Below are 24,682 nucleotides of genomic sequence, written 5' to 3'. Positions count from 1 at the left end.
AAGAGCTTCCATACCCACATCGGTGAGCATAGAACCGCGGCTAAGCTGCCAGAGCCTCCTCTACGTGAGCCTCTATCCGGTTGCGTCCCTGCTGCTTCGATCGATAGAGCGCCGCATCGGCGTTTCGAAGAATTGCATCGAGAGTCATAGGGACGGCCGATTGACGCGCGATACCAATGCTGAGCGTTGGGTGGACCGTGAGAATGCCCTGCGCACCGACAGCCGCCGAAAACGCTTCGCTGATATCCGCGGCCAGTTCTGTGGCTTCACCCAGCGTAGCGTTGCCAAGAAGCACGACGAACTCATCGCCTCCCATTCGCGCAACAACATCCCCGGGCCGAAGATGGATCTTGATCACATCCACGAGCAACCGAAGAAGCTCGTCGCCTGCCGCATGACCATGCTTGTCGTTCAGCGACTTGAAATGATCCATGTCGATGAGTAACGCCGTGACCCGCGCCGTCCCAAGTTCGGCATAGGCGCGTGCCAGACCCGCACGGTTGAGCGCACCGGTCAGCGGATCGCTGTTCGCAAATGCGGTTAGCTGGTGGTGATTTCGCTCCGCCGCCATGAGCATCATGACCATGTTGCGCAGCACGATGAAGAGGACAGCGAACATTGCCAGCAAGCTGTGAGCACTGCTGCCGTCGAATAACCGCTCTCGGCCGATTTCGCCCGTGGCCGCCAGCAAGGCCCGAGCAGCGAAGATCAGAGCAGACGGCAAATAAAGACCCGCCAGAATCCACGCGGAATAGAGCCGCTCGCGCATGCCCAGCAGGACGCCTTCGCGCACAATGACCAGGTCGACCACGCAGTAGATGACCGAACCGAAAATGATACGGCCCCAGGTGTCCGACGCTCCATCAAGCCCGAAAACGCATATGAGAATGCCCGCGAGGACCGAAAGAAAAACGTGCCGCAAGTGTGTCGGACGGTTCGCAAATACGCGAACGGCCGGCAGCATGCAGACGTAACCTGCCAATGTCACGGAGTTGCCGAGATCGACCGAGATGAAATCCGGAGCGATGTCACGAAGCGCAATGGCGAACGTGCCGATACCGGTTAGGATATTGCCTAGGCCCCACCACAGCGGCCAGTGACCGAAACGGCCGATAAAATAGCTTGCGAGCTGAAGCGCTCCCAGCAACGCCAAAGTTAACGAAGCGACAACATAGATTGTTCTTAAATCGAGGACCATGACCCCCGCGCCCCCCACTCCTTTGGAGCGGCATAAAGTAGGCCGGTTGTGATCCCCTTGAAGATATCCCTAAATTGCAAGGAATTTTCCTCTCGCATGCTCGGCGAACACAATATGTTCGCCTTCCGCTCGATTCCGTCGTGTTTCCAACAACGCCCTCTACGAACACGGCCTCGCGCCCGGCAATCGCTGGTCGCACAAGAGAAGCACCGACTAGCTCGGTCCGTTGGCCCCCGATCCGAACCGTTCGACGAGAAAATCAATGAAGAGCCGGACCTTGACCGCGAGGTGTCGCGTGGGCGGATAGACGGCGTATAGGGCGAGTGGCGGCGCCGAATAGTTCGCAAGGACGGCCTGAAGGCTGCCATTTTTCAGGGCGTCCGCCACGATGAACGTCGGTATCAGCGCGAGGCCCCTGCCCTTGAGCGCCACGTCGCGTAGCACCTCCGCATTGTTGACGCACAGCGACCAGGCCGGCTGAATCCAGTGGACGCCGTCGCCGCCCGCGAACTTCCACTGATTGCCCGTCAATAGAAAGCCGTAGGTCAGGGAGATATGATCGCGCAGATCGCTCGGATGGGTTGGTGTGCCATGGCGCTTCAGATAGTCAGGTGATGCACACACCACCCGCTCGACCGGAACAATCTTGCGGGCGATCAGGCTCGAGGATTCCAGCTCGGCAATGCGAAGCGTGACGTCGAAGCCGTCCTGGATAGGATCGAGAAGATCGTCACTCAGTACAAGCTGAAGCTGCAGATCGGGATACTTCGCCATGAAATCGGCAAGCGCCGGCCCCAGGCGCATCGTGCCGAATGACATCGGCGCGTTGATGCGCAACAGACCGCGCGGCGACGATTGCAGCTGCGTCACAGCTTGGTCCGCGGCGTCGATCTCCGAGAGGATGACGACGGCGCGCTCGAAATACATCTGCCCGTTTTCAGTCGGACTTGCTTGCCGGGTCGTGCGGTTGAGCAGTTGAACCCCGAGGCTCTCCTCGAGCTCTCCGACATATTTGCTGATCGCGGAGCGTGAGAGCCGTAGCTGACGGCCGGCTTCGGCGAAGCTGCCGCCTTCCACGACCTTCACGAAGGCCCTCAGGCTTGCCAATTTGTCCATCCACTCCCCGATTGTCGCCAAAACGTAGACACAGACGCCATAAGAGCACGGATTGTCCTCAGAACAAAGGCGCCCGATATCTCAGGCGAAACGACGTTGTTCGTTCGATTTGGAGGAAGAGATGTCAGGACTTCATCACGTCACAGCGATCGCCGGCGATCCCATTCGGAATTTCGGCTTCTACACGCGGGATCTCGGCCTGCGCTTCGTCAAGAAAACCGTTAATTTCGACGATCCGGCCACCTATCACTTCTATTATGGCGATGAGATCGGTCGGCCGGGCACGATCCTGACGTTCTTTCCTTGGCAGGGAGTACGCCCCGGCCGGAGAGGCGTCGGCGAAACCCATCAGACCGCGTTCCGCGTGCCGCTTCGCTCGCTGGGCTACTGGACCCAGCGCCTGCAGGAAAAAGGCATCCGCTACGAAGCTCTCGAGAAGCGTTTTGGGGAATCGGTTCTGCCGTTTACCGACCCGGATGGCCTGGCGCTCGCGCTTGTCGGCGTGCCGACGGCCGGAGATGAGCCGGCCTGGAGCAACGGCGACGTACCAGCCGAACATGCGATCCGCGGCTTTCACGGCGTGACGCTGCTGCTTGATGATGCCAAGAAAACTGCGGCCATTCTTGCTGACGTGTTCGGCTTCAAAGAGACGGCTCGCGAAGGCTCGGTCATCCGCTACAAGGTGGCCGGCGACGCGAACGGAAGCGTGGTCGACATCTACGAGGCGAAGGGCTTCCTGCGAGGCCATCAGGGCGGCGGTTCGGTGCACCACATCGCATTCCGCGCGGTTGACGACGCCGACCAAGGCCGGATGGCGCAAAAGCTCGTCGACAATCATGGACTGCACCCGACCGAACAGAAGGACCGCAATTACTTCCGGTCGGTCTACTTTCGCGAGCCGGGTGGCGTGCTGTTCGAGATCGCGACCGATATCCCGGGTTTTGCGGTCGACGAGCCGGTCGAGACACTGGGACGTGCACTGAAGCTGCCGAGCCTCCTTGAGCCGCATCGCAGCGAGATCGAGAGTGTCCTGCCCGAGTTGGAAGGAGCCGTGTCATGATCGACGAGTCCTCATTCGTCTATCGATTTGAGCCCGCAAGCAGGACCGGCGCACCCCCGCTCCTGCTCCTGCACGGCACCGGAGGAGACGAGAACGATTTGTTACATCTGGGCGCGATGATATCGCCGGGTTCGGCGCTGCTGTCGCCGCGCGGGCGCGTCCTTGAGCACGGCATGCGGCGCTTCTTCCGTCGCCTCGCGGAGGGCGTCTTCGACGAAGAAGACGTTCGCAAGCGCGCTCTGGAGCTTGGCGCGTTCGTCGAAGGCGCACGGCAACGATACGGCATCGAACCGCCGATCGCGGTGGGATTTTCCAATGGCGCGAACATCGCGGCCGCACTTCTTCTGCTAAAACCGGAGGCACTCGCCGGCGCAGTCCTACTAAGGGCGATGGTGCCCCTGTCGGATCCACCGAAAGCCAGCCTCGACGGCAAGCCGGTGCTCATCCTTTCCGGGCAAGCAGATCCGATCGTTCCGGCCGGCAATGCGGGCAGACTTTCGACCATGCTCTCGGATACGGGCGCGAAAGTGGTCCACAAAATCCTGCCGGCCGGTCACCAACTCTCGCAGGCGGACGTCAGGCTGGCCCGCGAATGGATCGCCAGCGTTGATGCTCAAGTCGTCTAGCTATTTCCGGAGCCGAACTGTCAGTCGGACAGTTCGGCTCTGATGGATGGCCATTCAACGCCCGTCCGTCTCGAAGCTGTTCTTGACCGACAGCTATCGTGAATCGCCTTCACCGCCTCGACGACCCGAGGTGCAAAAAGCTCCTCCTGGTCCAGCTCACCGCCTGGGCATGATGCTGTCGTGGATGGCCGGATCTTCACAAGCATCCATGAAGCATCTGACAAAACTTTGAGGGCAGGGATTACATGTCCACCGTCATCGACAGGAGATACGTGCGCGGTGCTCCGAGGAAGAACGTTCCAAATGAGGCCACGCTGGACCAGTATTCCGTACCGGTCGCGTTCTGGACGTTTGCGCGGAAAACCGTCTTGCGGCCGTTGATCTGCGTCGTATAGCGGGCGCCGAGATCAAGCCGCGTCCAATCCGGGATCGGCTGCGTGTTCGCTGTATCGACGAACTGCTTGCCCGTGTAGATGAGTGCCCCATTCAAAGTGAGCCCTGTCACCCAGGGGAGATCCCATTCGGCTCCGATATTGGCCTGTACGCTCGGAACGCCGATCGGCGTGTTGCCGATGTTTGCCGCAATGGCGGTCTTCGTCAGGGTGCCATCCAGCAGCGAAAAGCCTCCCAGGACACGAACATCGGCCATGAGTTCGCCGTAGACGTTGAACTCGAGCCCACGGACCTGCTGTTCGGCGGTCGCCGCGAAGCGCCCGGCGGACAGCTCGCCGCTCGCCTTCGAGATCTCGAAGGCGCTGAAGGTGGTTGCGAACCGGCCGAAGTCCACCTTGATGCCGGCCTCGTATTGCCTGGCGATGTAGGGCGGAAGCACTTCGCCGAAGTTGGAGGCTGCCTGCGGCGCTACGTCGCCCCGGCTGAGACCTTCGATGTAGTTCGCATACAGAGAGACGTTGTCCCGGGGGCGGACGACGAGGCCGATCACGGGGGTAGTCGCGCTCTTGTCGTAGGACGTCGTCAGCGTTCCGACGTTGGAGAGATAGTTGTTCGCCTCGATGCCTTGGCGCCGCACACCCAAAGTCAACAGGATATGCTCATCGAGCACGGACAAGGTGTCAGCAATCGAGAGCCCCGTGAGGTCACTGTCCGAGAGCCGAGGGCGACCGCTGATCTCGTTCGCGAACTGGGCCGGCGCTAGGGTCGGACTATAGATGTTCGACGCGACCAGACTGCCGTTAGTGAGCCGCCGGTTCAGCGCGTCGTGATAAACCGAGGCCTGGAAGGCGACGGCGTGGTGGACGAAACCGGTATCGAAGCCGGCACGGACGCCGCCATCGTATGTGTATCGATCAACGCTTAGGCCGAAGAACTGGGGCGTCGAGGTCGTGTCGCCGCGCGTGTTGATGATCGTCGGAAGACCGAAGAATCGCTCGACGTCGGTCCGCGATCCGCCGATGTCGGCGAACAGCGTAACCTGATCGCTTACATCGTATTCGGTGCGCAACAAGGCAGATCGATCGTTGATGCGCGACCATTCCCAGGGTTGCGTCACGTTCAGTCGACCGTCCGGCGCCTTCGGCACTTGTAGGCCGGGGGCCATGAGGAAGGGACGCAAGGGAGCATCGAACCGATCGGTCTGGGCGATGACGTAGAGCCAAGACCTGAACCGTTCGCCCTGATAGTCGAGCGCCAGCGATCCGACCCCCGTCGTTTCGGACTGACGGTCAATGGGCGTGTCGCCGCCGCGCAGGCTGCCGCTGGTGCGCACGCCCCATTCCTTGTTGTCGCCATAGCGCCTTGCAACGTCCCAGAGACCGCCGAACCGTGCAGCCGAGCCATAACTCGCGGTGAAGCGGGTCAAGTCCTCTCCCGCGCGCTTAGGCACAACATTGATGACGCCACCGACGCCGCCATTGGGTGCGATGCCCGACAGCGCGGCTGAGGGGCCCTTGAGCACTTCGATGCGCTCGACGTAGTCCGTGAAGATGCGGTAGTTCGGCGCGATCCCGTAAAGGCCCTCGAAGGCAAACTCACCGTTGTTCCCTTCGTTGACGGGGAAGCCGCGAATGTTGAAGGATTCGACCATGCCGCCCGCCGGGTGGGAACTGCGCACCGAAGGATCCAGGATCAAGGCATCGGCAGCCGTCGCCGCCTGCTGATCCCGGATGAACTTGTCCGTGTAGCTTGTCACGTTGAACGGTGACTTCATGGTATCAGTGTTTCCGAGCAGTCCCAGCCGCGCACCCTGAGCAACCTGGCCGCCTGCAAAGGCGGGCACGACACCCGACTTCGACGGCTGCGGTTGCAGCGCAACGGTTTCGGTTTGCGGAGTGCCAGGCGCCGTGGTGCGCTGTGAAGTTGATCGGACCCGGGCGGCATTTCGTTTGGTCGGTGCGCGGCGGACCGACTGTTGCGTCGGAGCATCGACTGTAACGGGTGGAAGGGAGATGCCGTCTTGCGACGTTTGGGATTGAGCGGGCGATTCGACCCACGCCAGTAACGCCACTCCACCCAGCAGTGTCGTACCGAAGCGACCTACCGTCCCAACCCCACCTGCAATTCCCATTTCCAGAAAGTCCCCATCAACATCACGTCGCCCAACGTGAAACGGTTCTAGGCCTGACTATGGATCGAAGATCCGGTCTCCGCGTCCGAGTTCGGCCGACACTTATGGCCCTGTGAATCAGCTCCCCCGCAGACTCGCACTCCGGATTGGTTGCCTGTGCCTTAGCGGCAGACTCCGATCGCCAGCCATCTGCACCGGCTCTTTAGAGAGGCGCAATGGTGACAGCAACGCAAATGCGTGCGCTGCGACTTAGAATGTCTCGACCATCGAGGGCTCGAGTCAGCCGACACCGTGTTCGGAAAGATTCCAAAGATGGTTTGAACGATTCCAAATCAGTGCTGTTGAAATTTGGCAGGGCGATGGGCGAGAGCGCTCTCGCCAGCGGCCATGCTTTTCCTCCTGGGCAACGTAATAGGCCTCGCCTTTTCAGGAACGCTCCAGACCTCGTCGTGAACTACTGTCGCGCGTCACCATTTCGTTCGTGTACGTTGCTCTCGTCGCGACGACATCTGCCGGAGCACAGGTCGCAGTCGGCCAACGCTTCTTCAAGCGACGCGCCAATTGAACTGCCTTCATGGCTCCGACCAGAAAACGAACGCAAGGATGACCCAGAGCATGAGCTTCTGGTGCGCTCGGAGGGTGGAGAAGATGTTAGCAGTCTCGACAACTTGCCGGGACGAGGAAAGGGTGAGATGCATTTCCCACCCAAAGCCCTCATTCAAGCCGACCGCCGCAGCTGAACTCCGATCTCTCTGCTCTGGACGGCGCACAGCTCTCGCCTCGTCATCTGCTCGGCCAACTATTGGAGCGAGAGCTTTTTCCGCTCTTCCGCTGTCAGCTGCTGCTTCTGGTCCTCGGTAAGGGCACCGGCGCCGACATAGTGAATCGAGCTTGAGGGGTCGTAAGTCTGCTGATCCTTGCGGCGCTGCCCATCCTGCTGCTCATGCTCCTCGCCGGACCCGCCGCCATAGCCGAGCACCTCGACGATGATGATCGATTGCTGGTCGTTGTTGCCGGCTTGCGCCGGCCGCAGCGTCTGCTGGGTCGCGCCGCTGGTGTTGTTTGCAGCAGTGAGCGCGCCCACCGGCGGCCCCTGCACCGCGGGCAGGCCAACGCTCGTGCCCTGGACCTGGATATTGCTGGCGTTGAGAATCTGCAGGGCCTGCAGCGTGACATTGCCGGAGACGCGGATGCCGGCGTCGCCCGCGTCGATCGTGCCATGTGGAGCAAACAGGTCGACATTGCCGGGCGCCACGCCGGGAACGCCGATCAGGGTGGCGATGCCGGCGCCGGTCTGCGGCGTCACCGGCGCCTTGGTGATATTCCCGTAGGGATCGACGGTGAACTGCGGTGGCGAGGTGACCAGCGTGGTCTTCTTGCCTTTGCCGGCGTTGAGATCGCCGTTCGTCGAGAACATCAGGATGTCGCCGCCGAGCTCGGTGAAGACGCGCGACTGCGCGACGATCACGCTTCCGTCTGTGAAGGTGTTGATGCTGCCGCCGCGCAGCGTCAGCAAACCGGGTCGTGCGGTATCGGTCTGGCCGGCGAGGTTTGGCGTCTGGTTTTCGAAGCCGAGCGTGATGCCGCCCCCCGGTGCCAGAATGTTGATGTCGCCGCCCGCCTGGGTACGGATGTACGAAAGGCCGTAGAGCGACAGACCGCCGCTGTATGCCGTGGTCGGCGTGCCGATGCTGCTCCCCGGGAAAAGGGTCTGGATCGCCTTGTAGGCGCGGTCATATCCCTTGCCGCCGGCGCCCTGACCGTTCGCCGCCGCTTCTCCCCCCGCCCTCAATTCGGCGAAGTAGTATTTTTCGACGAACGGCGTCTGCTGCGCTGACGTCAACGCGCGGAAATCGGCGAGCGCCTGGTCTGGGGTCAGCGCGGAATTGTTCTCGCGCCTGCGGATATCGTCGGTCAGCTCGCCAAGATAAGAGTGCGGCACCGAACCGGCATTCGCAGGATCGAGATAGGTCGAGATGAAATCGGCTATGTCCGGCCCGTTCTGACCGACACCGACCATAACGCCAACGGAAGCGCCTTTGGGACCGAGCAGCGGGTTGTCGGCATTGCCTATGCTGGCGATGCCGTCGCTAGTGAGCGCAGGATTGAGCGCCGATTGCACGGCCAGATTGCGCCCGGCCTCGACCTCCAGCGCGCCCGGGCCGGCAATCCGCACATTGAAATCGAAGATATCGCGGCCTGCCTTGATCAGAGACAGGTCGTAGTCATGGTCGTGCTGGAGATTGAAGCTAGGTGTTGCGATGTCGCGCCCGGCCCGGATTGCACTCTGCTTCGTCAGCGAGAGCGTGACACCACTGATATCGCCCTTGACGGCGTAAACGTGGTTGGTGCGCGGATCGTCCGGTTGGACCAGATCCCAGATATTTCGCTTTGACGAGAATTGCACCACGTCCGTGAAGTTCACGATGGTTGCCACCGCATCCCAATACGGCGGAATGAGGCTGCTTGTGACTTCTCCGGCTTCGCTAAAGCCGAGCTTGATCGTTTGCCCGGCGAGCAGATCGAGCTGCGCCGTGGCGCTGGGGACACCGATCGGCGTGTTGTTGACAACACCGATCGTTCCTCCACCTGGAATGATCGAACCGGTAGGAGATTGTGCCGAGAAATGTGAGGGCACGAAATCGCCGCTGATCCCCAGGTTGCCGCCGGTCACCAGCAAATCCACGCCTGCGGAGGGCGTCTGGCTGGTGAAGAAGCCCCACGGCGCAGGCTGGCCGTACATATAGTTTTGCGACGACGTGCATTGGAAATTGTCGCAGCCTTCCAGCCCCCTGGGAGCAAGGGCGTAGAAGACGTCCTGGTTCGGGTTGAATCTCTGCTGCAGAGCCATGCGCGTCGGATCGACGATCTGTACGTTCGCGCTTCGGTCGGCCACAACCGCAACCTGCGCGTCGCCGACGGCCACCTCGACCGCATCACTCGGTATGAACATGCTGGTCGGGTTGGGTTGAGTGCCTAGATCCTGGGCGCGGATGCTGCCGGTGCCACGGCCGACCAGAAGGTTCGAATTGTCCAGCAGGCCGCCAACGTTCACCAGGAGCTTGCCGCCACCGTATTCCTGGGCGTCAGTGAGGCTGGAGCCGCCGGTCGGCAGGTAGCCGGTGCTTGGGACGCTGACGTCGACACGGTTCATCGTCCCGCCGACTGACACTGTCGCATTGCCGCCGCCGAGCGCACCGAAACCGCGAAATGCAGCGACACCGGGGTAACTATCCCTGGGCGAAAGACCGAATGAGACCGGCTTGGCGTAGTTCTGATAGAACGTGCCGAAATTGATGAACCAGGTGCCGTTGAGCCGTCCCTGCCCGTTCGGGTTGGCTTGCCCCATGGTCCAAAGCCAATAAGTGTCGACGGCGCTGCCGGCATATTCGACATAGCCGTTGATGTTCGGTGACGTGACGGGAGTGGGATTGCTGGTCAGGTTGCCCTGCGCCGTCACATAGAGACTGCCGCCTCCAACCGGATAGCTCGGATAAAAGGCCCCGGGATAGCCCGCCTGATCGAAGGGTACGCCCGTTTTGGTTGTGCGATTCCACGAGGCATAGCCAAGCACGGTTTCGTTGGTTGTTGCGGCTACCGACGACCTCACCACCGGTCGCGACGGCGGCGTAAAGTTCAAGATCGGCTGATAGCCGGCCGTGTAAATGCCGAAGATAGTGTTGATGTTAATGTTGCCGGCGGCTGCGACGTCGAGGTCGCCGGTCCCGGTGCGCACGACGCTCGGTATCGGAAAGCCGGCAGCGTCGTTGAATCCGGCCGCGCCATTGTAGGTCGCGTCGAAAGCGATCAAGCCGTTGCCTGGGGCGAGCTGGCTCGGCGTGAGCAACGCATCAGGATCTGGACCATTGAGGTTGGCGCCTGCGGAAAGCCGCAGCGTCGCCGAACGCGGGATGGCACCGGTCGTCGGATCCTGCCCGAGCACCTGGGCGACGGCGAAGACATTGCCGACCGGCGTTGACACGGGGCTGTTGAAGCCGTCGCTCAGGCTGCCGTTCATGGTGAGATTGCCGGCGGCGCGCAAGGTCAGCACCATCGGCTCGCCGTTGTAGCGGTAGGTGTGCAGATCGATGCCGCTGTTGGTGCTCGATGGGCTCTGCAGCAGCACGATGTCGCCTGGGCTGTCCAGTTCGATGCCGGGCATCAGGTGGAAGGCGGTGCTGTTGGGAATGCTCGTCAGAGTCCCGATGCCGTTCTTGATCGTCGCGGCGGCGATATAGGCCTGGGCATCGGCATCAGCAGCAGCGAGGTTCGCATCAACGTAAGCGACGTTACGGATGCTGCCGCCGACGCTGACCGGCGTGGTCGCCATGTTGTAGACCTTCACCGCCTCGACGTCGATCTCGCGCGCACCGTCGACCGTCACGCCGGCGTTGTAGACCTGCACGCCGGTCGCGTTGCGCGGCGCGCGCAGCCAAAGCCGACCACCATTGTCGGCAATATCAGGGCTAGTCCCCGCAACGTTGACGACGGAGCCGACTCCGAACGTCAGCGTACCGCCGCTGTTGCCGGCGAGCCCCAGGAACACATCGCCCCCTGTTGCAGCCGTCGTTGCATGCGCATCGAGAACCGCGTTCGGGCCGATGATGAGACTGCCGCCGGCGGTGAGACGGATCGTACCGCCCCTCGCCCCACTCGCGTTGATTGTACCGGCGACGGTGATGCTGCCGCTCGTCGTCGACAATTCGACGTCCTGCGCCGTCAGATTGCCGATCATGATATCGCCGCTGGCGAGAGTCAGCGCCTGCTTGCCCGTGAAGCGCGTGAGGCTGCCGAGCAGCGCCGTAGCATCACCGGACGCGAGACTGAAGCTCGCCTTGCCGCCGCCGTAGCCCGGCACCGCGTTTCCGAGCACAGCACCGAAGATCTCGGCAGTGCCATTGGCCGCAACGACGTTGAGTGTACCGGCATCGCCGCCGAAGTCGGACGATAGCCAGTCAATCACCGGCGTCTTGCCGCGGTTGACGGAGGCGAGCGAGCCGCCGTCGAGGTTCACGATGGCGCCGCCGGCGACGATCACATTGCCTGAAGTCGATTGCAGGTTGACCGTGCCGGCCGGCGCAATGCGTACCACATCGAAATAGGGCGTGACCGCGCCGGAGACGTCAATCAGCGATCCTGCAGCCAGGTTCACGTCCGATTGGCTGTTGAAATTGACGACGCCCGACGGCAGTCTGATCGCAATACCCTGGAGGATGCTCGCCGCATTCACCGTCAGATGCGCGCCGAGCGACTGCACGGCGGTGATCGCCGGCTCCGCCGCGCGCAGCGGCGAGGTAAAGCTCACCGCGCCCGCAGCAGCATTGAGCGTCGTGTCCGCGCCCGGGCCGGCCGTGACCAGCGGGGTCGCCACCGTGAAATTGCCGGTGCTGTTGTAGATCCCTGCACCGCTGCCGATCACTTGCGCGGTCGCACCGAGTGTCACATTGCCGAAGCCGGCAAAGCTCACGGTGCCCGCCCCCAGCGTCAGTTCGGTGGTGTCGAAGACGAGCGAGCCTGCGCCGGTGGCGCTGGCTGTGCCACTCGCACCGCTGTTGGTCAGCATCAGCCGTTCGGCGGTGAGCCTCGCAGTGTCGCCGCCGCTGCCAAAACCCCGGATCACGGGCGTGTTGATGGTCAAAAGCGAGCCGCCGGCGCCACTTAGGCTGGCCGCGCCATAGACGTTCATGCCTTGCAGCGCGTTGAGGATCAACGTGCTGGCCGCCGCGACACCCTGGGTCGGATCGCCTGCTGCGAGCCGGCGCAGCATGGAGGATGTCAAGGTCACGCCGCCTGAACCACCATTGCCAAGACTGATCGTTGGCGCGGTGAGCGCGATGGTCGGCGCGCCGAAGACCGAGCTGGTATCGAGCGAGAAACTGTTAACCGTGGCAAGCACGAGGCTCGAGCCGGCGATCAGCCTGGCCCCTGCCCCGACGTTGATGCTGCTGGTGCCGCTGCCAGTCAGCATCACCGGCAGCGCGCTCGGCGCATTCGACGCCATGACGAAAGCGCCGTTCGTCAATGCGATTGACCCAAGCGTCAGCCTTGTCGTCGGATCGAGCGGGAAGAAGTCCGGAAGCGGGCCTGACTTCGTCGTATCGATGTCGGCGCCGGCATCGAGCGTAATTCCGTTGGAGGCACGCAACATGACCTCGGGCGCCGTAACCACGGCGTGCGAGGCGATCTCGATATTGGTCGCCTGCTGTGTGATCTGCAACTGGTTGGAGTTGGCAGGGTTCAGCGAGCGCAGACCGCCGATCAGCACGCTTTGCGCGCCGATGTGCGCCACGAGCCCGGCATCCAGAGGAATATAGCCCGGCGTCGCGGTATCGCCGGGGCCGAGCAGTTCAAGGTTCGTTCCCACTATATCGGCCTGGCCGCCGCGCCCGCCTGGCGCGACCGAGAAATTGGTCTGGCCGGTGAAGGTGATGGCATTCAACGCGCTCAGCACGATGCGCCCCGCATCGACCGGAAGCCGCGGGGCGGCGGCATTCTGCTGGCTGGCCTGCTGCTGGAAGAATTGGGTCGCCGTCGTTTCGAGATATTGCGACTGCTGCCGCACCGCCGATCCCGGCGTCACGATGAACTCGGAAGGCAGCGAATCCCGGATCGGCGTATTGGCGACACCGCGATAGCCCGAGACTTCGTACGCCCCGGTCGGCAGCGCGACGTTGGGCATGAGCGCCGCGGGCGCGACATTGGAGGCCGCTACCGTCACCTTGAAGGCGCCGGGCAGCAGCGCGTAATGTCCCGGGAGCAAGGTATAGTATCCGGCTGCAAGCCCGGGCACTCCGCTCAAATAGATCTGATCGCCGGCATGCAGATTGACGTTCGGCGCTGTCACGCTGGGATCGCCGTTGCTTGAATCCATCAGCGGCGAGCGCGGGGCATAGGTGGAGCCCAGGCTCGGCAGGATGGCAAAAGTGTTGGCGCCGTTCAGCGTATCGACCGACCCACCGGCGCCGCTGACGAACTGGTAGCCGTAGAGGTCGCCGCCGCCAGCTTCGTCAATGCTGCCAGCGACGGTCACCGACTTGCCGTAGAAACCGATCACCTTCTCGATCGGCATTTTGAGCTGGTTCGGGACCGCGATATGCTGCGGGAATGTGCCTCCGATATCGGTGATGTTGTAGCCGTAGATGTAATAGAGCGCCCCTTCCGGCCCGCCGTAGGGAACGACCATGCCGTTGCCGGAGACCGAGGTGATGCTGCCGGGCGAGAGCGTGATGTTCGCGGCGGTGGACGAATTGGACGGATCGCCGAAGATGATCTGGCCGAACGGTGCACGCAGCACGCCGTTCTGATTGATGTTGGGCGCCACCAGCTCCACCATGCCGCCCGCCGACAGTGGCACCGGCGGTGTCGCGCCGTTCGGATTGATGGTGATGGTGCTGTTGGCGCCGCTCGCAACGATCTTGAACAGGCTCGATGACGCGCTTTGATAGGCGACGTTGGACTGATAGGCGTTGGAAGCGGGAGCGCTTGTGATCGGATAGACCTGCGCCGCATTGAAGGTGATGTTGCCTTTGGTCGAGAAAAGCGTCGTTGAACTCCAGTTGACCGAGGGCACGAGGCGAATGTCGCCGCTGCTGGTGAGGTTCAAATCCGCGAAACCAGGTAGGCCTGAGGGAATGGCCGTGCTGTTGCCGCTGCGCAGCGATCCGTCGATGTCGATCAAATCGGCGCTGGCCCGGAGCGTTGCTATCCCCGCCACTGCGTCGGTGGCAGCAGTCGCCTTGGAGGCGTCGCCGGTGCGGGTGCGCTGGTTGCTGCCGATATCGATATAGGCGGAACTGAGCAAGACCCTCGCCCCCGGCGTCGCGCTCAGACTGGTTACATTGAGGGTCAGGCTGCGGGTCGTATTCAGGTTAACATCGCCCGAGAAATTGACAGCGTCGACCGCGCCGAGCGAGACGTTAGCGAAGCCGGCGCCCATGATCTTGTCTGCGCTGACGTTCAACTGACCTTGCAGCGGCGCCGGCAGTGCATTGCCGGGAAGGAGTCCCGACGGCAATAGCGGCTGACTGCTCTGTGTAACGACAAGTTCGCCGACTGGCTGAACGTAGCCTGGGGTGTAACCTGGAGCGCTCGGGCTGACGCTGGTGTTGGCCGCCCACATGGTTTGGTCGATGGTCAGGCTGCCGCCGGCAGCATTCGGACCACCCGCTTGCGCGTTCACCGTCGCGTCGAGGAACAAGCCCTGCGAGGCCAGGATGTTCAACGCGCCGCCGTTGGTGGCGACGGGATAATTCGATGGCGTCGCGTTGCGCCCGGTCGGCCCGCTGACGATGCCGGCCGCCCCCGAGACGTCGATCAGCGCACCGGGTCGCGCGACCACCGAGCCCAATACGTAGGCGGAGCGGTCGAGCGGAGCCTGTAGATAGTTCGCGTAGGGGTAGTAGGCGGCATTGGTGCCGTTCTGGTTGATGTTGACACTGCCGCCATCCCACATCAGATAGGCCGGCTGGCCCGAAGCATCCGAATAGGTCTGGACCATGCCGCGCGCCAGAAGCTGCGCATTCGTTCCGATCCACAGCGTCGTCGCGGAGTCGTAAGCCGGCGCATTGCGGGGGATCGAATTGCCTGCAAGTCCGTAGAGATCGAGATTGATGGTGCCGCCCGGCGCATCGATCGTGCCGTCGACGGTCAGTTGACGCGAGGCGTGCAAGCTGACGGTCGCGCCCGGATCGGTGTTTATAGCGGCGCCCGTGCCCATATTGAGGATCCCGACGATAGGATCGACAGCGCTCATCAGCAGGTTGACTGGGGCTGACTTCTGATAGGGAAACGGCGTACCGGGCGTGGCCACCGCGAAGATCGATGAACCGGTGCCGTGCAGAGCCGCGTCCGCGCCTGGGATCAGCACCCGGCTGTGAAGTTCGAGCTCAGTGCCCGGTGCGATTGTGAGGCCGCGGTAGCTGATCAGGTTATAGCCGCCGAAGCCGCCGCTCTCGAAAAACGACGGAGTAAGCCACAAGGTCGTGTTGTCGCTCGGCGCCGTGCCGCCGATCTGAATGTCCCTCGTGACCAGGTTCAGGACGCCCCCCGCGGCCATGCCGTAAGAACGGAGACTGCTGTCTTGGGCGAGCGTCAGGTACGATTTGTAAGTCGAACCGAAGTTGGCGCCCATATTGGTCGCCAGCGTGATATTCCCGCCGGTTCCCACCGGCAATCCACCGGACGAATTCAATCTGCCGTTCTGCTGCAGCCAGCCGCCACTGGATGCATCAATCGAAGCGCCGGCGCCCACAGTGACATTGCCATAGGCAGTGAGGGAGACGCTCCCGCCATTGTAGAGTGTCGGAGTGGGCAGCCCGCCGGACTGGAGATCATTGGTCCAGAGCCCGCTGACGTCAATGCTCGCGTTCGGCTTCAACGTAACGTCTGTTGGCACCTGCGCCGATGAGGTGGCTGTGGCCAGTGTGACGGACCCCGCATGGGCGACAAGCCGACCGTCAATGGAGATCGAGCCCGCGGTGTTCAGTGTGATCGATCCGCCGTCGGCCGCCTTCAGGAGCGCCCCTCCCGTGAGCGTCGTGCCACCGGGCACGTAGCTGCCGCTGCTGTTATCGAAATAGCCCTGGCTCGAACTGATGATGATCGAGCCGTAGGACGGGGCGTCCAGAACGGCAGCCGACATATACTGGTTCTTCTGCCAATCCTGCGGCAGCAGTGTCGTAGGATCGCGCATACCGTTGCTGACCGTGCTGCTGGCGAACATGTCGTCAGGCACCGGCGTCGTTGGCGTGATGACGACATTGCTCGGGATCAGGAGACCCACACCGATGGTGAGCGCGCCGCGCTGCGGCATGGTCGCTGCCGTGCGCTGATAGATGCCGTTGATCGCATCGGCGTCGACCGCGGCGTCGAACTCGCCCACGTGGGACGCGATCATCAATGAGCCCGCGTTCTTGCCTTCGATATAGGCGAGTTGATAGTGGCTGCCTGCCATCAACGGGCTGATATAGGTTTCGGTAACACCCCAATGCGGATGATCGACAGAGAAGCTGCAGCAGATCGCGACATAGGTCATGTCGGCGGGCGCGGTATTGATATCGTAAATCCGTCCGTCCGATCCGATCAGCCGCGTGCCATTGACGTAGCCTGCCGGATGAAAGATCGAGCCGCCTGCGATGTTGATGAACGCGCCCGGCCGCAGGATGGCATCCCCAGTCGAAAACACCGTCACGGAGCCGCCCGTCGTCAGCCGCTCATCGACGGAACGTTGCACGAGACCGAGCCAGCCGGACACCTCGATGAGCCCGCCCGCCGTGTAGACCCTGTCGGATGCGACCACGTTGAGACCATGGGTATTGACCCATACGTTCTGCTTGGCGAGCACTCCACCGCGCTGCAACGGCGAATCGCGCAGTTCGTTGCTGCGGACGTTGACCATGACAACGTCGTCGGAAGCGGGCACCACAACGTCCTGCATCCCGGACACGTCGACAACGACGCCATCGCCTACATAGACCCGCCCGGCGTCGGCCTGGTAGTTGGGAAAGATGCCGGAGATCGCCGGATAATCGTTTGCGAACAGAGCGATTGGCGTGTTGCTCGCGCGCAGCACGACATTGCCCGAAGGCGCAACAATCTGCGCTCCACTCAACATGTTGATCGTCAGGCCTTCCACCTTGATCACGGAACGGCCTTGCGGCTGGCCGTCAAGCGCGGTGCGGCCGTCTTCCTGCGGTAGCACGGCGATTGTGCTGCCTGGCGATAACTCAACGGTGCCGAGCCGGTTCGGGAGAGCGTAAACGAGACCTGCGCTAATATCGACGCTATACGCACTCACGCCATCATGCGCGATCAGACTGATCGACCCGGCCTCATCCACCGAGGTGGTCGACGACAGGACGCCCGACTGCTTCACGTTCAGACCGACCATACTGACATTACCGGTCGGCGCACTGATCAGGCCTTGCGCGGTATTGGCCACCGTGCCGCCGTTGAGCAGATTGACCTCAACGCCGCGCACATTGGGATCCATGCTTTGCGTGAGATAGACGGCGCTGCCGGCGGCAAGCACGGTTTGACCATCCGGCGTGATGATGGTGCCGCCATTGGTGACGTTGCTGCCGAACAGATAGACGCTGCCGCCGCCAACCGTCACAGATGGCGGATCCCCGGTCTGAATCACGGCGCCCGGAAGGACGGTGATGTCGCCGGCCATCGTGCCCGAAGTGTTGGCAAACACCGGCCCAAACAGCATCCGATTGTTCGTGTCGTATTGCGTCGGCCTGACTATGCCAGCGAGGAACTGCTGATCGGTGAGATCGAGCGCGGATGCGACCAGGGCATGGACATTCACCTGGCTGGCGCCGCCGAATATGATGCCGTTGCGATTGATCAGATAGACCGCGCCTTCGGCCTTGATCGTGCCGAGAATCTGGCTCGGCACGCCGGAGGGATCGTTGACTCGGTTGAGGGCGACCCAATTGTTGGTGCCGTCGGCCTGCGTGCCACCGCTTTGGTTGAAGTGCACCGTAGTCTTCTGGCCGACATTGAAGGTCTCCCAATTAAGAAGCGCCTGCTGACCCGTCTGCTGGATCTCGACGGCGACGCCACCATTTGCCACAGTTTGCGTGGGCAGCTTCGCGTTCTTCCACAGGCCCGAATTGGGGTTGGCGGCGCCTGGGGCGACCTGCAGGCCGCCCGCGCCCAGTCCGTTCGGGACTGCACTCGGCGCCCCTGAAGCCGCAGTCCGGGCGGCGGCCTGCACCGCCTGCACGGACTGAATGGCTTGCATGGCGCGCGTCAGCGACCTTTGGCTCTGCTGGGCCAGCGCCGCCGCCTGCTGCGCAGCGACGGTTGCGGTATCGACGGCCACCGCCGGCGCAGCGGTCGCGCCCGCTAGACCGAGCTGACGCGCCATCGCTTTCGGATGCGATATCAGCAACGCGATGATGCTGACGCCCGCCAATAGCGCTGCCTGAGAAGAGCGGGAGTGGCGGCAGGCGGCAGGTCCAACGAACATCGCAGTCTCTCGGCAGTCAGGGCGCAGCGGTCGCGCGTTTCGTGACGCGACCACCGCGGTCGGATGTTTCCGACGTCCATAGACGACCGGACGCGGGCCGATAGGAAATGAAAGGCAAAAATAATTTCGCGATGGCGCGAGATCGGACCGGGCGGTTCCCGCCCCCGGCACTTGGCCGGGCATCAACTCAGAAGCACGATCCCGCCTGCGACCTGTGTCACCTTGGCGCCGAACACGGCCCTGAACTGCGTGAGAACCGCGTCCAAACGAGCGATCTTGAACCGGGCGGTGACCAGTCGCTCGCCAAGTTTCCTGTTCATCAGGATGATGCGACCCGTGCGATAGCGGTTCACCTCCTCGATCACATGCGACAGCCGCTCATTGTCGAAGACGAGCAGCCCGTCGCGCCAAGCCGCCGTCACTTCCGGATCGACCGGCATCGCCGCACCGATTTGCTGGGCGGTATAGACGACCTGCTGGCGCGGCTGGACGGTCACGGACTGATCTCCGCAGCAGACCTCAACAAAGCCGTCGAGACAGGTCACCGTCACCGCCGCGCCATCTTCGCGCACCGTGAACTGCGCCCGGGCGGCTGACGTCCGTCCATTTCCCGCAAACAACGTGAGCCGCGTCGGCCCAGCGGTTACGGCCGCTTCGCCGCTTATCAGCTCAAGATGGCCCTCGCTTGCCGTGGCCTCGCGGATATTAAGGCTGGTTCGGGTGTTGAGTTCGATGCTCGCGTGATCGGCGAGCGCAATCCGCCGCTGCTCCCCAATGCCGGTGCGATAGTCGGCGGCCAGCTCGCTCAAGGAGGGCCAGAGATCGAGCGGCGGATGCGCGATCATGATGCCAAGCCCGGCCGCGGAAGCGGACAGCGCCCCAGCGAGAAAAGCGCGGCGTCCGGGCACCGGCCCGGCCCTCATGCTCGAGACCCGCGGGGCAGTGCGACCGCTCCGCGCGCGGGCTGCCTTAAGTGGCGAACCGAGTGCCCACCAAAGGCTCAAGGCTTCGGCATAGGCCTTGGCATGTTCGCGACTTTGCGCGCGCCACTGCTCGAACTCCCGCCGATCACGCGGGGTGAGCTGTGCGGTCGCCATATGCACGACCCATTCCTTGGCCGCGCGGCGCAGCGCCTCCTCCTCGGTCGAATGGTCCAGGGTAGGACTCATCGCGTCGTGCCTCTCTTCGCCGACCTTGAACCGTCCGGCCCTTCCATAGACGATTCCGACGGCGTGGAGAGGAAATCCGTGATCGTTTCGTGTTTGAACGCGGCCTCGCAAAGGTCCAACGCCCGCCGCAACTCGATGCGGACCATGCGGGTCGAGATTGCAAAGCGCTCGGCAATCTCCTGCTGCGAAAGCCCATCGAGGCGCGCCGCCGTCAGGATCTCCCTTGTGCGTTCGGGCAACCGATCGATCGCACGCTGGAGCACTTTGAGATCAAGCCGGCCCTCAACCTCACGCGCCGGGCCCGGCGCCGTGTCGGGAACCTCGCCCGCGGCGCCCGGGTCCGAGCGGCGCGCCCATCGCGCCTCCGTGCGCCGGCGGTCAGTCGCGATATTGAGGGCAACACGCATGAGATAGGCGGCCGGGCTCTGCACCGCCCCGACATCGCCTTGACGGTCAAGGCGCAGCCAGGTCTCGTGCAGGCTTTCGCTCGCAAGCTCCTCGGAGCCAAGCCGGCGTGTCAGACGGAGCCTGAAATCATCGTAGTGATCGGCCAACAGGTCCCGCAGCGCGCCCCAAGTGATCCTCCCCATCGGACCGGCCAACTCATCGCCCTTGCAACACAAGCCCCGCTCGCGGCCGGACTGCAACCAGTCGCGACGGCAAAGCCACAGCGGTAATCAGGCTTGGTTACAACTACATGACGACCGCTTGGCCGGATGCAGAACCCAAGTGGGACTGCATCAGGGGGAAGCGGCGCCTCGCCCGCCGGCACACTCGTCGCCTTGGAGTGGCGAGCGCGGCAGGATGGTCAGCGTGACGGGCTGCGCCATTCCGGCCGGCGGCACCGTGCCGATCGCCATACCGTGCAACACGCTAGTCAGGGCTGCGTCCCGGCGGCTGTCACCCGTGGACCCGAGCAACACGGCGCGCTCAATCTTGTTGTTCGGGTCGAACCAGAGTTGCAGCGCTATTCGATACGCACCTGGCCGAGTCTCGTCGCTGCGGCAGAGCGCAGTGCGAAGCCCGGCTTGCAGCGCCCCGAGAAAGCGCTGATCCGGTGGTATCTGTCCGAGCATCGCGGCGGCGGTCTCGGGCGAGGCCGCCGTGATGGTAATCGCATCGACATCGGTCCGACGGGCGATGAGACCAGAGCCCACGAGCAACAGCTGCAAAGCAGCATCCGGCGAAAGCGTCCCCTTGACAGCTCCCGAGCGTCGGCCCGCCGTCAGCGCCGCTTCGTAGAGGACCTGCACGCCGGTTTGAGCAGCATAGGCCGTTACCGCTTTCGTCAGATCCTGCGATGGGATGTCATAGACGATTGAACCCCGGATGGCCTCGGTCCGCTCTTCCGCTTCAATGCGCGAAATGGAAAGAACAGTGAGGCAGACGAGATAGACACCGTAAGACAAGATCCGTTTCGCGCAGGGCACCGTCACTCTCGGCGTCGACCTGGGGCCGTTCTCTACCACGGCTTGGCCGATCCTTGCATTTAGATCTTCAAAGATTTGTTCGATCGTCAGTACTGGTCCCGGGCCTGTGATGCGTTCAGGACAGCAGTTCAGCTCTCACCCGAAACAGACATCCGCCCCCAGGATGATGCGGCCGTATTCAAACGGCCCGCCTCAACTGCCTGCGGCTCGGTCCATTGGCGGCGAACGCTTGATGAGCTTGTCTACGTTCTTTGACCAATCGCCGTAATAGGCAATGCCGCAGAGAATGCCGATTCCGGCAACGCTGATAGCCAATTGAACGAGGAGCGTTCCGTGGCTGATTGACAGCAGGAAATAGCCCAGGAACGACAGGACTATACCGACACAGAACACGCGAAGCGACTGCTGCCCGCATTTGATGAGCGGATCGAACATGGGCCATTCCAGTCCTTTCCAGTCTTTCGGAAGGAAGCGCGTCACGAGCAGCGCGAGGACGAGGAAATGCAGCGCCCGATATGGGGCCAGGTTGGTTTTGTCGTTGGGATGGAAGGCGTCGTAGAGCCCCTGCGGAATCAACTCTCGCAGGCCCTGGAAAGGCTCCGCCAGCGTCAGGACGAGGGCGAAGACGAGGTAGGCGAAGCCGACGTAGACGGTCCCCCGTGCCTCGATCACGGGGCCAACCCTGATCTGGCCACCGAGTGCCGCCCAAGCTCCCAGACAGAAGAGGAGCTGCCAGCAGAAGGGATTGAAGTACCAGCTGCCTTCCGGGTATGCGGCGAGATTCCAGCCAAATCGGCGCGCTGCGAGATAGAGGGCGAGCGAGCCCAGGATCGTGAGACCAGGGCGCCGCAGCATGATCCACAGCACGAAGGGAAACAGCGCCATAAGAACAATGTAGAGGGGCAAGACGTCCAGATTGAGCGGTTTGAATCGCAAAAGCAGCGACTCGATCAGGGTCTCGAACGGTTGATCGATCATCCTGGCAACATTGTATTCATGAAGAATGGCATCGAAGCGAAAGCGGCGCGCGAAATATCCAACCGCGGCGACGTAAACGACGAACAGCATTACATGAGCGAGATTGAGTTGCCAGACGCGTCTCCAGAGACGCGTCGCACCAATCAAGAAGCCGTAGTCTCGCATCATCCGTCCGAACACGATGGCTGCAGTGTATCCTGAGATGAAAACGAAAAGATCGGCGCCGTCGCTGAAGCCGTAGTTCCGCGTGGTGATCCAGTTGACCACATTGTTAGGCATGTGGTTGAGAAAGATTGCCCAGTTCGCGAAACCGCGAAGCAAGTCGAGGCGGAGGTCTCGCCCCTTTGGCGGCAATATGGCCTTGATTTCCATTTTTCACCGACTGCAGTTGCGGAACCACAATCCGAGCCAGAGAAATCGTTCGTCGAAGGCGAGCCCCCGTCAAGCTACAGCAGCCTCCGGATATGTCCACTCCTGGTGCTCGATGCGGACAGCATCCCTGTCAAATGCGACGCGGTTCCGGCCTTGGAAGTGAACGCACCGGTGATCGCGCTGATCGGGACCGAAACGCCCAGCTGGCTGAATTGGCTCCTGGAGCTGCAGCCGGCGTCCTTTTGATCAATCCGCTGCGGTCGGTCGCACTTTACCTGGCGCTGTTGGTCGCCTTCGATCGTGCGCAACGGCGGAACGAGGAAGCCGCCTGCATTGAGAAGCTCGAAGATCGCATTCGCTCCCGGCGTGTCGTCTTTGGCGCCGTGCTGCAACTGATATGCAGTCACGGGCTCTCCGAAGATGATGCGTTCACGCCGAACCGGGCCGGCCGGACGGCATGGGCCCCAGGCGCGATATCTTGCGAGACGAGTTGGCCGGCTCGCTCTTGATCAGCTCGCGATAAGCGTGCGGCAGCCGCATTGAGACGAGGTCCTTCCGCCGCACGACATTGGTCGGATAGATCGTGTCGAGATTGCCGGTGTCGATCACGGCTGTCACTAGCGCCTGCCGGTCTGTCGCGATCGCCTCGCGGCGCGGGAACTCAAACGTATCGGGACCGAATACGCCGCTGAGACCCGGATAGCCGTTGCCGGGATCGAGCACATTGGCAAAGGCCAAGTAGACGTTGTTCTCACCAGCGCGAACGCGAAAGTGGTGCCAGTGGTATGGATCGGCGCCTGTTGGAATCGGAGCCGGCTGCTTGACTTCGGATCCCGCATGCGGCGTGCAGAAGGCACCCTTGATCGCCGCGGGACAGACGATGATGTCGCAGCCGCGCAGCGCCAGGACGCGTCCGGCTTCGGGAAACGATGCATCATGACCGATCAGCAGTCCAATGCGTCCCATCGGCGTATCGACGACGCTCCAGCCTGAACCCGGGCTGGCCCAGCGTCGCTCAGCCGAGGTGAGATGGATCTTGCGATAGACTGCAAGAGTACCGTCAGGAGCGATCAGGCAAGCACTGTTGTAGACGACGCCGTCCGCCAGTTCGGCCAGACCGCAGACGAGATAGACATCAAGCTGCGCGGCGAGCTCCTTGAGCTGCTCCGTTGCCGGCCCGGGAACCGGCTGTGCCGATTTTGCCGGATCGGCTAGGCCGGTGATCGCCAGTTCCGGAAACACCACCAGCTCGGCGTTGTCGCGGTCCTTGGCGGCCCGAGCCAGCGCCGCGATCCGGTCAAGGTTCGCCGCAACCTCGTGTCCAGGTGCAAATTGCGCAACGCCGATGCGCGATTGCCTCCCCTTGGGCCACGGTTCATGGGCGTAAAGTCCAAAGAAATCGCACGGGTTCCAGCTGAACGTATTGGTCATCAGCTCGGCATAAAGTTCCGGCCGCCGCTGCGCAAAGACCGGCTCGCCACCGACCCGGCGCGCTCGCGCGGCATCGAGCTCGACGTCGGCCGCCGCGAAGCCATCGCCGCGATCGATGACCGCCATGACCCTCCCATCCGGCGCGATAACGCAACTGCCGCCGCTGAACTGCACGGTCCGCTCGAGGCCCCAGCGGTTGCTTTCGATCACGTAGCAGGCGTTCTCGAAGGCGCGGCTGATCCAATATGGCGCGGGCGTGCGTTCGGCGAGCCAGTTCGAAATGTGGCAGATGATATCGGCACCGCCCAGCGCGACGAGGCGCGCCGTCTCCATGAAGTGAATGTCCATGCAGATCAGAAGCGCGACACGCCCGATCGGCGTGTCGAACACCTGATGGCCCAGATCCCCGGGCGCCGCCCATTTCGGCTCGGCAATATAGGGGTGCGTCTTGCGGTGGCGCCCAATGACACCGTCGGGCCCGATCAGCACGGCGGAGTTGAAGTAGATGCCGTCCTCATCGACCTCGGGCAAGCCGACCACGATATAGCAGTCATGCATGCGCGCCAGCGCGGCAAACCGCTTTGTGGTCGGCCCCGGCACCTTCTCGACGAAGGGCGCGACCTCCCCGCGGTCGAACCAGCAATAGCCGGTCGTGCCCATTTCGGGCGTGACGATCAGCCGCGCGCCAGCCATGGCGGCCTGCTCGCACAGTTCGAGAAGCCGCGCGATGTTGCGCTCCTTCTCGAACATCGTGGGTTCGAACTGAACGGTGGCGACCTTCACGCGCGACATCAGCGTCCG

At 62.6% G+C, this 24,682-nt stretch carries 12 protein-coding genes; 2 read left to right on the top strand and 10 right to left on the bottom strand.

The features are described 5' to 3' along the window. Nucleotides 1-40: 40 nt before the first annotated feature. A complete protein-coding gene (locus tag F758_RS0105175) occupies nt 41-1,198 on the bottom strand; it encodes a GGDEF domain-containing protein (protein WP_024506860.1) in 1,158 nt (385 codons plus the stop codon). Between the two features lie 213 nt (nt 1,199-1,411). Next, nucleotides 1,412-2,314, bottom strand: a complete 903-nt coding sequence (locus F758_RS0105170; RefSeq protein ID WP_024506859.1) for a LysR family transcriptional regulator — start codon at nt 2,312-2,314, stop codon at nt 1,412-1,414. Between the two features lie 121 nt (nt 2,315-2,435). Between F758_RS0105170 and F758_RS0105165 the strand changes: the two genes are divergently transcribed. Both F758_RS0105165 and F758_RS0105160 read left to right on the top strand, forming a co-directional pair. Then, nucleotides 2,436-3,374 carry a ring-cleaving dioxygenase gene (locus tag F758_RS0105165; RefSeq protein ID WP_024506858.1) on the top strand — a complete coding sequence of 313 codons (939 nt, stop codon included), beginning with the start codon at nt 2,436-2,438 and terminating at the stop codon, nt 3,372-3,374. Then, the gene (locus F758_RS0105160; RefSeq protein ID WP_024506857.1) at nt 3,374-4,000 is read left to right on the top strand and encodes an alpha/beta hydrolase; all 627 of its coding nucleotides are present in this window, start codon (nt 3,374-3,376) and stop codon (nt 3,998-4,000) included. The genes F758_RS0105165 and F758_RS0105160 overlap by 1 nt, the downstream gene beginning before the upstream one ends. Before the next feature lie 241 nt (nt 4,001-4,241). On the opposite strand, the gene F758_RS43310 is transcribed toward F758_RS0105160, so the two are convergent. From F758_RS43310 to F758_RS0105115, 8 genes are all read right to left on the bottom strand, one after another. Beyond that, nucleotides 4,242-6,167, bottom strand: a complete 1,926-nt coding sequence (locus F758_RS43310) for a TonB-dependent receptor (RefSeq protein ID WP_245286422.1) — start codon at nt 6,165-6,167, stop codon at nt 4,242-4,244. Nucleotides 6,168-7,323: 1,156 nt separating this feature from the next. Beyond that, nucleotides 7,324-18,501: a filamentous hemagglutinin family protein gene (locus tag F758_RS0105145; RefSeq protein WP_198026414.1), complete on the bottom strand. Its 11,178-nt coding sequence runs from the start codon at nt 18,499-18,501 to the stop codon at nt 7,324-7,326. Between the two features lie 182 nt (nt 18,502-18,683). Continuing rightward, the gene (locus F758_RS0105140; protein ID WP_024506855.1) at nt 18,684-19,670 is read right to left on the bottom strand and encodes a FecR family protein; all 987 of its coding nucleotides are present in this window, start codon (nt 19,668-19,670) and stop codon (nt 18,684-18,686) included. Continuing rightward, a complete protein-coding gene (locus F758_RS0105135; RefSeq protein ID WP_024506854.1) occupies nt 19,667-20,260 on the bottom strand; it encodes an RNA polymerase sigma factor in 594 nt (197 codons plus the stop codon). The genes F758_RS0105140 and F758_RS0105135 overlap by 4 nt, the downstream gene beginning before the upstream one ends. Nucleotides 20,261-20,410: 150 nt before the next feature. Then, nucleotides 20,411-21,079, bottom strand: a complete 669-nt coding sequence (locus F758_RS0105130) for an STN domain-containing protein (RefSeq protein WP_157449867.1) — start codon at nt 21,077-21,079, stop codon at nt 20,411-20,413. A 213-nt stretch (nt 21,080-21,292) separates the two neighbouring features. Continuing rightward, on the bottom strand, nt 21,293-22,450 hold the full coding sequence (locus F758_RS0105125) for an OpgC domain-containing protein (protein ID WP_024506852.1): 1,158 nt from the start codon (nt 22,448-22,450) through the stop codon (nt 21,293-21,295). A 74-nt stretch (nt 22,451-22,524) separates the two neighbouring features. After that, entirely contained in the window at nt 22,525-22,842 is a 318-nt protein-coding gene (locus F758_RS0105120; protein WP_157449866.1) for a hypothetical protein, read from the bottom strand. 37 nt (nt 22,843-22,879) lie between these two features. Then, entirely contained in the window at nt 22,880-24,673 is a 1,794-nt protein-coding gene (locus tag F758_RS0105115) for a nitrilase-related carbon-nitrogen hydrolase (protein ID WP_051386687.1), read from the bottom strand. Nucleotides 24,674-24,682: the final 9 nt, after the last annotated feature.

The sequence above is a fragment of the Bradyrhizobium sp. ARR65 genome, assembly GCF_000472385.1.
Lineage (GTDB): Bacteria > Pseudomonadota > Alphaproteobacteria > Rhizobiales > Xanthobacteraceae > Bradyrhizobium.
Note: the sequence above shows the minus strand (reverse complement) of the source record. Positions and strands in the feature narration are given on the sequence as shown.

What these genes read in the sequence shown, in the direction of transcription:
- F758_RS0105145 (WP_198026414.1), bottom strand. Translation starts at nt 18,501, where the DNA reads ATGTTCGTTGGACCTGCCGCCTGCCGCCACTCCCGCTCTTCTCAGGCA.
- F758_RS0105125 (WP_024506852.1), bottom strand. Translation starts at nt 22,450, where the DNA reads ATGGAAATCAAGGCCATATTGCCGCCAAAGGGGCGAGACCTCCGCCTC.
- F758_RS0105115 (WP_051386687.1), bottom strand. Translation starts at nt 24,673, where the DNA reads ATGTCGCGCGTGAAGGTCGCCACCGTTCAGTTCGAACCCACGATGTTC.
- F758_RS0105140 (WP_024506855.1), bottom strand. Translation starts at nt 19,670, where the DNA reads ATGAGTCCTACCCTGGACCATTCGACCGAGGAGGAGGCGCTGCGCCGC.
- F758_RS0105170 (WP_024506859.1), bottom strand. Translation starts at nt 2,314, where the DNA reads ATGGACAAATTGGCAAGCCTGAGGGCCTTCGTGAAGGTCGTGGAAGGC.
- F758_RS0105175 (WP_024506860.1), bottom strand. Translation starts at nt 1,198, where the DNA reads ATGGTCCTCGATTTAAGAACAATCTATGTTGTCGCTTCGTTAACTTTG.
- F758_RS0105165 (WP_024506858.1), top strand. Translation starts at nt 2,436, where the DNA reads ATGTCAGGACTTCATCACGTCACAGCGATCGCCGGCGATCCCATTCGG.
- F758_RS43310 (WP_245286422.1), bottom strand. Translation starts at nt 6,167, where the DNA reads ATGAAGTCACCGTTCAACGTGACAAGCTACACGGACAAGTTCATCCGG.
- F758_RS0105135 (WP_024506854.1), bottom strand. Translation starts at nt 20,260, where the DNA reads ATGGGGAGGATCACTTGGGGCGCGCTGCGGGACCTGTTGGCCGATCAC.